This is a genomic window from Kitasatospora sp. NPDC058444 (genome assembly GCF_042721415.1).
Classification (GTDB): Bacteria; Actinomycetota; Actinomycetes; order Streptomycetales; family Streptomycetaceae; genus Kitasatospora.
Genome location: NZ_JBHXLL010000066.1, coordinates 26,922 through 36,068, shown reverse-complemented (window position 1 = coordinate 36,068; position 9,147 = coordinate 26,922). Strand labels below are relative to the sequence as shown.

The 9,147-nt window shown below is 71.8% G+C and carries 9 protein-coding genes and 1 pseudogene; 4 read left to right on the top strand and 6 right to left on the bottom strand.

Features of this window, described 5'->3' with window-relative positions; all coding sequences use genetic code 11:
* Positions 1–122 (bottom strand): annotated as a pseudogene (locus ACFWP2_RS37570) (acyl-CoA dehydrogenase family protein); the annotation flags it as partial.
* Between the two features lie 218 nt (positions 123–340).
* Between ACFWP2_RS37570 and ACFWP2_RS37565 the strand changes: the two are divergent.
* Positions 341–1,678 (top strand): UDP-glucose dehydrogenase family protein, encoded by a 1,338-nt coding sequence (locus ACFWP2_RS37565; RefSeq protein ID WP_380460224.1) that lies wholly within the window; start codon positions 341–343, stop codon positions 1,676–1,678.
* Between the two features lie 98 nt (positions 1,679–1,776).
* Positions 1,777–2,190 (top strand): CoA-binding protein, encoded by a 414-nt coding sequence (locus tag ACFWP2_RS37560; protein WP_380460222.1) that lies wholly within the window; start codon positions 1,777–1,779, stop codon positions 2,188–2,190.
* Here ACFWP2_RS37560 and ACFWP2_RS37555 read toward each other — a convergent pair.
* Genes ACFWP2_RS37555 through ACFWP2_RS37545 form a run of 3 tightly spaced genes read right to left on the bottom strand, consistent with a single transcriptional unit; the run spans position 2,187 to position 5,167 of the window.
* Positions 2,187–3,422: a dipeptidase gene (locus ACFWP2_RS37555; RefSeq protein WP_380460220.1), complete on the bottom strand. Its 1,236-nt coding sequence runs from the start codon at positions 3,420–3,422 to the stop codon at positions 2,187–2,189. The two genes, ACFWP2_RS37560 and ACFWP2_RS37555, sit on opposite strands and share 4 nt — an antisense overlap.
* Positions 3,423–3,455: 33 nt before the next feature.
* The gene (purE, locus tag ACFWP2_RS37550) at positions 3,456–4,031 is read right to left on the bottom strand and encodes a 5-(carboxyamino)imidazole ribonucleotide mutase (RefSeq protein WP_380460218.1); all 576 of its coding nucleotides are present in this window, start codon (positions 4,029–4,031) and stop codon (positions 3,456–3,458) included.
* The gene (locus ACFWP2_RS37545) at positions 4,028–5,167 is read right to left on the bottom strand and encodes a 5-(carboxyamino)imidazole ribonucleotide synthase (protein ID WP_380460215.1); all 1,140 of its coding nucleotides are present in this window, start codon (positions 5,165–5,167) and stop codon (positions 4,028–4,030) included. Before ACFWP2_RS37545 ends, purE begins: the two co-directional genes overlap by 4 nt.
* A 301-nt stretch (positions 5,168–5,468) precedes the next feature.
* Between ACFWP2_RS37545 and ACFWP2_RS37540 the strand changes: the two genes are divergently transcribed.
* Positions 5,469–5,987, top strand: a complete 519-nt coding sequence (locus ACFWP2_RS37540) for a GtrA family protein (protein WP_380460213.1) — start codon at positions 5,469–5,471, stop codon at positions 5,985–5,987.
* Positions 5,988–6,139: 152 nt separating this feature from the next.
* Complete coding sequence (locus ACFWP2_RS37535; RefSeq protein WP_380460211.1) at positions 6,140–6,832, top strand: ester cyclase; 693 nt, start codon at positions 6,140–6,142, stop codon at positions 6,830–6,832.
* A gap of 96 nt (positions 6,833–6,928) precedes the next feature.
* Here the strand turns inward: ACFWP2_RS37535 and ACFWP2_RS37530 are convergent, their stop codons facing one another.
* Both ACFWP2_RS37530 and ACFWP2_RS37525 read right to left on the bottom strand, forming a co-directional pair.
* On the bottom strand, positions 6,929–8,173 hold the full coding sequence (locus tag ACFWP2_RS37530) for an ATP-binding protein (protein ID WP_380460209.1): 1,245 nt from the start codon (positions 8,171–8,173) through the stop codon (positions 6,929–6,931).
* A gap of 60 nt (positions 8,174–8,233) precedes the next feature.
* Positions 8,234–8,908, bottom strand: a complete 675-nt coding sequence (locus ACFWP2_RS37525) for a response regulator transcription factor (protein WP_030058577.1) — start codon at positions 8,906–8,908, stop codon at positions 8,234–8,236.
* Positions 8,909–9,147 lie beyond the last annotated feature (239 nt).

Below are 9,147 nucleotides of genomic sequence, written 5' to 3'. Positions count from 1 at the left end.
ACCTCCGCCGCGAACGGAGCGATCTTCGCCTCGGCCAGCGAACGCACCGCCTCACGGAGCATCCCGTGCTCCTCGGAGATACGGAAGAGATCGAAGTCAGCCGCCCCTGCGCTGCCCGCCATGATGCCTGCCTCGTCGTTCAGTGACCGACGCCCGATCGAGGTCCGACCGGCGCCCGGTGCGAATCGAAACCGCGGTTAACTACCGTTCAGTAGAGATCCTAGGGCGCCGACCTGCGGCTGCCTAGCGTCCCGTGTGTGCAGGCGACCCCGGGGCTCCCCCGAAGGGCGGATAGCATCAGGGCATCCGCACTGGTCGCGTCCGCATCCAAGGAGAACCCGTGACCCTCCGCATCTCCGTGATCGGCACCGGCTATCTCGGCGCCACGCACGCCGCCGCGATGGCCGAGTTCGGCTTCGAGGTGCTGGGTCTGGACATCGACCCCGACAAGATCGCCATGCTGACCGCCGGCCGCGTCCCGATGTACGAGCCCGGGCTGTCCGAGCTCCTGCTCAAGCACGTGGCCGGACACGAGGGTTCGACCGGACGGCTGCGCTTCACCACCTCCGCCCAGGAGGCCGCCGAGTTCGGCGACGTGCACTTCATCTGCGTCAACACCCCGCAGCGCAAGGGCGAGTTCGCCGCGGACATGTCGTACGTCGACACCGCGATCGACGAGCTGGCGCCGCACCTGACCCGCCCCGCCCTGGTGGTCGGCAAGTCCACCGTCCCGGTCGGCTCGGCGGCCCGGCTGGCCGAGCGGCTGGCCGCGCTGGCGCCGGTCGGCGAGGGCGCCGAACTCGCCTGGAACCCGGAGTTCCTGCGCGAGGGGTTCGCCGTGCAGGACACCCTGCGGCCGGACCGCATCGTGGTCGGCGCCCAGAGCGAGCGGGCCGAGCGGACGCTGCGCGAGGTGTACGCGGAGCCGATCGCGGCCGGGGTGCCGTTCATGGTCACCGACTTCGCGACCTCCGAGCTGGTCAAGGCGGCCGCCAACTCCTTCCTGGCCACCAAGATCTCCTTCATCAACGCGATGGCCGAGGTCTGCGAGGCGGCCGGCGCGGACGTCACCCAGCTCAGCAAGGCGCTCGCCTACGACGAGCGGATCGGCGGCAAGTTCCTCAACTCCGGCCTCGGCTTCGGCGGCGGCTGCCTGCCCAAGGACATCCGCGCGTTCATGGCCCGGGCCGGCGAGCTCGGCGCCGACCAGGCGCTGACCTTCCTGCGCGAGGTCGACTCGATCAACATGCGGCGCCGTTCCCGGATGGTCGAGCTGGCCCGCGAGCAGTGCGGCGGCGGCTTCCTGGGCCGCCGGGTCGCCGTCCTCGGCGCCGCCTTCAAGCCCAACTCGGACGACATCCGGGACTCCCCCGCCCTCAACGTGGCCGCCCAGATCCAGCTCCAGGGCGCCCAGGTCACCGTCTACGACCCGAAGGCCGTGGACAACGCCCGCAAGATGTTCCCGTCGCTCGCCTACGCCCACTCCGCCCTGGAGGCCGCCGAGGGCGCCCATGTGGTCCTCCACCTCACCGAGTGGTCCGAGTTCCGCGAACTGGACCCGGCCGCCCTCGGCGCCGTGGTGGCCGAGCGCCGCCTCCTCGACGGCCGCAACGTCCTGGACGCCGAGGCCTGGCGCGCGGCCGGCTGGACCTACCGCGCCCTCGGCCGCCCGAGCTGACGCGTCCGCCCCGCTCCACGGAAGCGCCCGTCCCCGACCCCGGGGGCGGGCGCTTCCGGCCCAGGAATCCCGCGCCCCCGGCCGTCGTTGGCACCGGCATGACGAGCTACGGCGACGAAGCGGCGGTCCGCGAGATCCTCACCCGCACCGGCGACACCTGGGCGGTGGTGGGCCTGTCCAACAACACCGCCAGGGCGGCCCACGGCGTGGCCCGGGTCCTCCAGAAGTACGGCAAGCGGATCGTGCCCGTGCACCCGAAGGCCGAGACGGTCCTCGGCGAGCAGGGCTACGCCTCGCTCGCCGAGATCCCGTTCCCGGTCGACGTGGTGGACGTGTTCGTGAACAGCGCGCTCGCCGGGGAGGTGGCCGACCAGGCGGTGGCGGCCGGGGCGAAGGCGGTCTGGTTCCAGCTGGGCGTGGTGGACGAGGCCGCGTACGAGCGGACGCGGGAGGCCGGGCTCACCATGGTGATGGACAGGTGCCCGGCCATCGAGATCCCGCTGCTGGGCTAGGGCGTTTCTGCCGAGTCCCAGGCCGCGGTGCCGTCCAGCCGGGTGATGGTGGCGATGGACGGGCGGCGGCTCGCGCGCAGCCCGGCGGCCACCGACTCGGCGTCGCGCAGGACGCGGACGGCGTTGTGCCAGGTGAGCTTGGCCAGGTCGGCCTCGGACCAGTGGCGGCCGAGGAGTTCGGCGACCAGGTTGGGGTAGCCGGCCACCGAGTCCAGGCCGTCCGGCAGGAAGGCGGTGCCGTCGAAGTCGCCGCCGATGCCGATGTGGTCGATGCCGGCCACCTCGCGCATGTGGTCGAGGTGGTCGGCGACGGTGGCCGGGGTGGCGATCGGGCGCGGGTTGGCGGCCTCGAAGGCGCGCTGGCGCTCCATGGCCGGCGGGGTGGTGTCCAGCGGGTGGAAGCCGTGGGCGCGCATGTTCTCGTCGGCGGCCCGGGTCCAGTCGATGGCGGCGGGCAGGATGAACTTCGGCACGAAGGTCGCCATCGCCACGCCGCCGTTGGCGGGCAGCTGGGCGAGCACGTCGTCCGGGATGTTGCGCGGGTGGTCGCAGACCGCGCGCGCGGAGGAGTGCGAGAAGACGACGGGCGCCTCGGTCACCCGCAGGGCGTCGCGCATGGTGTCGGCGGAGACGTGCGAGAGGTCGACCAGCATGCCGAGCCGGTTCATCTCCCGGACGACCTCCTCGCCGAACCGGGTCAGCCCGCCGGCCACCGGCTTGTCGGTCGCGGAGTCCGCCCACGGCACGTTGTCGTTGTGGGTGAGCGTCAGGTACCGCACGCCCAGCTCGTACAGGGCGCGCAGGGTGGCCAGCGAGCAGTCGATGGAGTGGCCGCCCTCGGCGCCCATCAGGGAGGCGATCCGGCCCTCGGCGCGGGCGGCCTCGATGTCCGCGGCGGTACGGGCCAGGCGCAGCCGGTCCGGGTAGCGCTCGACCAGGGCGTGGACGAAGTCGATCTGCTCCAGGGTGGCGCTCACCGCGTGGTCGCCGGCCAGCGAGGCGGGGACGTAGACGGACCAGAACTGCGCGCCGACCCCGCCCTCCGCGAGGCGGGCGAGGTCGGTGTGCAGGCGGTCGCTCTGGTCCGCGGCGAGGTCGAGCGCGCCGAGGTCGTACCCGGCCTGCTCGCGCATCGCCCACGGGAGGTCGTTGTGGCCGTCCACGACGGGGGCGGTGCGCAGCAGGGCGCGGGCGCGGTCCAGCGGGGTGGGGGAGTCCGTCCGAGAAGTCATACGGGCTGTTCTACCCCACCCCCACCAGCGGGATTACTTGCCGAAGCCGAAGGACGAGGAGCCGGCCACCTTGGCGCGCAGCTTCTTGCCCTTCTCGGTGGCCTGGTTGTTCAGCTCGGCCTGGAAGTCGGTCATCTTCTCGGTGAGCTCGGGGTCGAAGGCCGCGAGCATCCGCACCGCGAGCAGGCCGGCGTTGCGCGCGCCGGCCACCGAGACGGTCGCCACCGGCACGCCGGCCGGCATCTGGACGATCGACAGCAGGCTGTCCATGCCGTCCAGGTAGCGCAGCGGCACCGGCACGCCGATGACCGGCAGCGGGGTGACCGAGGCGAGCATGCCCGGCAGGTGGGCCGCGCCGCCGGCGCCCGCGATGATCGCCTTCAGGCCGCGCTCGTGGGCCCGCTCGCCGTACGCGACCATCTCGCGGGGCATCCGGTGGGCGGAGACGACATCCACCTCATAGGGGATCTCGAACTCGTCGAGCGCCTGGGCGGCGGCCTCCATGACCGGCCAGTCGGAGTCGGAGCCCATCACGATGCCCACAAGAGGTTGCGCGTCAGCGCCCGAAGAGGGGTGGTGGCCGGGCGACGGGTGGGCTGGGTTCGTCATTCGGTGATCGTTCCTCGCAGGTAGGCGGCCGCGTGGCGGGCGCGCTCGCGGACGTCGTCGAGGTCGTCCCCGAAGACGTTGACGTGGCCGACCTTGCGGCCGGGCTTCACGTCCTTCCCGTACATGTGGATCCGCAGCCCGGGGTCGCGGGCCATGCAGTGCAGGAAGGGGTGGTACATGTCCGGGTAGTCGCCGCCGAGGACGTTGACCATGACGGTCCACCTGGCGCGCGGACGGGGGTCGCCGAGCGGGAGGTCGAGGACGGCCCGCAGGTGGTTCTCGAACTGCGAGGTGACGGCGCCGTCCTGGGTCCAGTGCCCGGAGTTGTGCGGGCGCATGGCCAGCTCGTTGACCAGGATGCGGCCGTCCCGGGTCTGGAACAGCTCGACGGCGAGGTGGCCGACGATGCCGAGTTCGCCGGCGATCCGCAGGGCGAGCTGCTGGGCCTCGTCGGACAGGGCCGGGTCGAGGTCCGGCGCGGGGGCGGTGACCTCGGCGCAGACGCCGTTCTCCTGGACGCTCTCCACCACCGGGTAGGCGACGGCCTGGCCGCTGGGCGAGCGGACCACGTTGGCGGCCAGCTCGCGGACGAAGTCGACCTTCTCCTCGGCCAGCACCGCGACGCCGGCCAGGAACGGGGCGTGCGCCTGCTCCTCGTCGTCGACGACCCAGACGCCCTTGCCGTCGTAGCCGCCGCGGACGGTCTTCAGCACGACGGGGTAGCCGGAGCCCTCCTGCGCGAAGGCGGTGACGTCGGCCGGGTCTGCGACGATCCGGTGCCGGGGGCAGGGCACGTCGATGGAGTCCAGCTTGGCCCGCATCACGCCCTTGTCCTGGGCGTTGACCAGCGCGTCCGGGCCGGGGCGGACGGCGATGCCGTCGGCCTCCAGGGCCCGCAGGTGCTCGGTGGGGACGTGCTCGTGGTCGAAGGTGATCACGTCGCAGCCGGCGGCGAAGGCGCGCAGGGTGTCGAGGTCGCGGTAGTCACCGAGGACGACGTCGGAAACCACCTGCGCGGCGGAGTCCTGGGGCGTGTCGGCGAGGAGTTTGAACCTGACCCCGAGCGGGATGCCCGCCTGGTGTGCCATGCGGGCCAGCTGCCCGCCACCGATCATGCCCACCACTGGAAAATTCACATTGCCCGGGGAAGTCACGCCGCCCAGGATATCCGGGCCGGTGGGGGGCGGTGGAGCCGCCGGTGGGGCCACCGGGGCGGACGCGCGTAGATATCAACCTGTCGCCCTGGGGGCTGAGCCGTTCGATGGAAGCGGGTAGCCTGGACGGCCAGGTCCTGGTCTGCGCGGTCCGATCATGTGCGTGCACGCAGGGCTCAAGGGACGGCGGCACCGCCGCGACCGGCCCTTTCGACCCGCAGGTACATGGAGGCAGTCCGGTATGGCGACGACCACAGCTTCGGAGCCCTCACTCACGCAGAAGATGCGTGGGATCACGGGCGAAGTCGTGAAGTTCGGCATCGTCGGACTGAGCGGTGTGGTGGTCAACTTCGCCGTCTTCTGGATCTGCATCAACGGCATGGGCCTGGCCTCGGTGCGGTCGAACATCGTCGCGACGGTGATCGCGATCGCGACCAACTACCTGGGCTACCGCTACTGGCTCTACCGGGACCGCGACGCCGCCTCCCGCAAGCGCGAGATCACGCTCTTCCTGGTCTACAGCGGCATCGGCATGCTGATCGAGACCGGCGTCCTCGGCTTCTCGGTGTACGTGCTCGACCTGCGCTCGCACTACGAGCAGATCGGCGCCAAGGTCATCGGCCTCGCCGTGGCCACCGTGTTCCGCTTCGTCTCGTACCGCACCTGGGTGTTCAAGGCCGTGCCGGAGCCCGTCGGGCTGCCCGCCCAGCAGTCGGTGGGCGCCACCAGCGGCCAGGAGCTGGCCGCACAGGCCGAGCTGATGCTGGCCACCGAACGGATCCGCCTCGCCAAGGCCGAGTAGGCCGCGCGACCCCCGCCCCTCACGCTTCGCAGCCCCGGCAGGCCCGACCGGCCGCCGGGGCTTGCCGTTCCCGCGGCCGGCGGAGGACAGTGGTTACCGAGGGCGAGCACGGTCGGCGAACGATCAGGGCCGAGGGGGCCAGGAGGCTCGCCATGACGTTCGTCCAGATCATCGACTGCAAGACCGACAGGCTCGACGACCTCAACCGGCTGATGGACACCTGGGTCGACGCGACCCGGGGCAAGCGGACCGCTTCCCACGCGGTGGTCGGCACCGACCGCTCCGACAGCAAGCACGTGGTGGAGATCGTGGAGTTCCCCTCCTACGAGGAGGCGATGAGGAACTCCGGCCTGCCGGAGACCGACCGGATCTTCCGCGAGATGGTGGCGCTCTGCGACGCGCCGCCCACCTTCACCGACCTCGACGTGGTCCGCGACGCGCAGTTCAACAAGGCCACCGCGAGCCGGGTCCTCGACGAGCTGGCCCGCGGCAACCTCGACGTCATCGACGAGTGCATGGCCGCCGACTACCGCGACCACGACTACGGCAGCGAGAGCGACGCCGTCGGCGTCCCGGCGTTCCGGGAGCGCTGCGGCGGCTACCTGGCCGCCTTCGACTTCACCTTCGCCGTCGAGGGCCAGATCGCCGAGGGCGACGAGGTGGCCACCCGGTGGACCTGGCACGCCACCCAGAAGGCCGACTTCATGGGCGTCCCGAACACCGGGAAGTCGGTGGTCGGGCGCGGCACGACCACCTTCCGCTTCGCGGACGGGAGGATCCGCGAGGGCTGGTGGCAGTGGGACGTGCTGGGCCTGATGCGCCAGCTCGGCGTGCAGCCGGGCTGACCGGCCGCGGCGCCGGGACAACCCGCCCGGCGCCGGCGCCGAACAGGCCGATCGGTCCCGGAGCCCGCACGGCCCGCTCGGCCGCGGGGAGCCCGTTCAGTCCTGGTGACTGCGCCCGAGGAAGAGCGCGAACACGGCCGGCTTCAGCGAGAGCAGTTCGAGCCGCCCGCCGTCCGCCTCCGCGAGGTCGCGGGCGACGGCCAGTCCGATGCCGGTGGAGTTGCGCCCGCTGACCGCGCGTTCGAACACCCGGTTGCCGAGGTCCGCCGGCACGCCGGCGCCCTCGTCTTGGACCTCGACCACCACCGAGGTGCCGGACGGCCGGACCCGCAGGGTGATCGTCCCGGCGCCGTGCATCAGCGAGTTCTCGATCAGGGTGGCCAGCACCTGGGCCACCGTCCCCGGGGTGCCGACCACGGTGACGCCGTGCAGCCCCTCCAGGGAGAGCACCCGGCCCTGCTCCCGCAGCGTCGGCCCCCACTCCTCCACCTGCTGCTTGATCACCTCGTCCAGGTCGAAGGCGACGGCGGTGGGGCTGCGCGGGTCGCGCTGGGTGGTGAGCAGCCGCTGGACCACGTCGGTGAGCCGCTCGACCTGCTGGAGGGCGATGGTCGCCTCCTCCTTGACCGTCTCCGGCTCCTCGGCCAGGGCGGTGATCTCCTCCAGCCGCATGGAGAGGGCGGTGAGCGGGGTGCGCAGCTGGTGCGAGGCGTCGGCGGCGAGCCGGCGCTCGGCGGTGAGCATCCGGGCGATCCGCTCGGCACTGGTGTCCAGCACCTCGGCGACCCGGTCGAGCTCGGGCACCCCGTAGCGGCGGTCGCGCGGGCGCGGGTCGCCGGAGCCGAGCCGCTCGGCGGTCTCGGCGAGGTCGGTGAGCGGCCGGGCGAGCCGCTTGGCCTGCCAGACGGCGAGCGCCACCGCGGCCTGGACGGCGAGCAGGGCGACCACGCCGAGCAGCAGCAGGTTGTTGGCGATCTCGTGGTCGACGTCCTCGCGGGACTGCTCGACGGTGACGGTCTCGCCGCTGTTGCCGCGCTCGACGGCCTTCAGCAGGTGGCTCCCGGCCGGGCGCTCGCCCGCGGAGACCACCGGCTGGCCGGGCACCTGCACCTCGACGTAGCTGCCCTCGGTGACCTGGCTCTCGAAGGCCCGCCCGGTGACGGGCTCGCCCGCGGCGAGCCGGCTCTCGACCAGGGCGAGCACCCGGACGGCGGCCGCGTCCACCCGGTCCTGGGCCGAGTTGACGATGGTCCGCTTCTCGACCAGGGCGATCGGCACGCAGAACACCACGACGACCACCAGGACGACGCCCAGCAGCGAGTTGATCATCCTGCGTTTCACGCTGCCGCTCCCCGGGGTGTTCCGCTGCCGCGGGCCGAGGGCCCGTTCTCCGTCAGAGGGTCAATTCTTCTCGAACCGGAACCCGACTCCGCGCACGGTGGCGATGTAGCGGGGGTTGGCCGCGTCATCGCCGAGCTTCTTGCGGAGCCAGGAGATGTGCATGTCCAGGGTCTTGGTGGAGGTCCACCAGGTGGTGTCCCAGACCTGCCGCATGATCTCCTCGCGGGTGACCACCCGGCCGGCGTCCCGGACCAGGACCCGCAGCAGCTCGAACTCCTTGGCGGAGAGGGTGAGTTCCTCGTCGCCGAGCCAGGCGCGGTGGGACTCGATGTCGATCTTCACGCCGTGCGCGCCGGTGGTGAGCTGGTCGACGTTGCCGCGCCGGAGCAGGGCCCGGACGCGGGCGAGCAGTTCGGCCAGGCGGAAGGGCTTGGTGACGTAGTCGTCGGCACCGGCGTCCAGGCCGACCACGGTGTCCACCTCGTCCGCGCGGGCGGTGAGCACCAGGACGGGGCAGCTCTTGCCGTCGGCACGCAGGCGGCGGCAGACCTCCAGGCCGTCCATCTCGGGCAGGCCGAGGTCCAGGACGACGAGGTCGACCTCCTCGGTGAGGCCGGCGGCGAGTGCGGTCGGACCGTCCTCGCGGACGAGCACCTCATAGCCCTCGCGTCGCAGGGCCCGGGCGAGCGGTTCGGAGATCGCCGGATCGTCCTCGGCGAGCAGCACACAGGTCATGTGGTGATGGTAGTCCGCCGGGGTATGGCCGGACGCCCTGTGAGGTAGTTCACAGAGCGTGATCGTTATACAAAGCCTTGATCGCCCTCAACACGGCGGGACGGACCGGCCGTTCGGCGAAGAATCTCCTTTTGGATCTTGAAACCGAAGGAAGACACGCCCATCTACCATCGATAGATCGGGCAGATCTGTTGCCGACTTTGCCATTCCCGCACCTGATTCACGGTGTTTGTCATCTG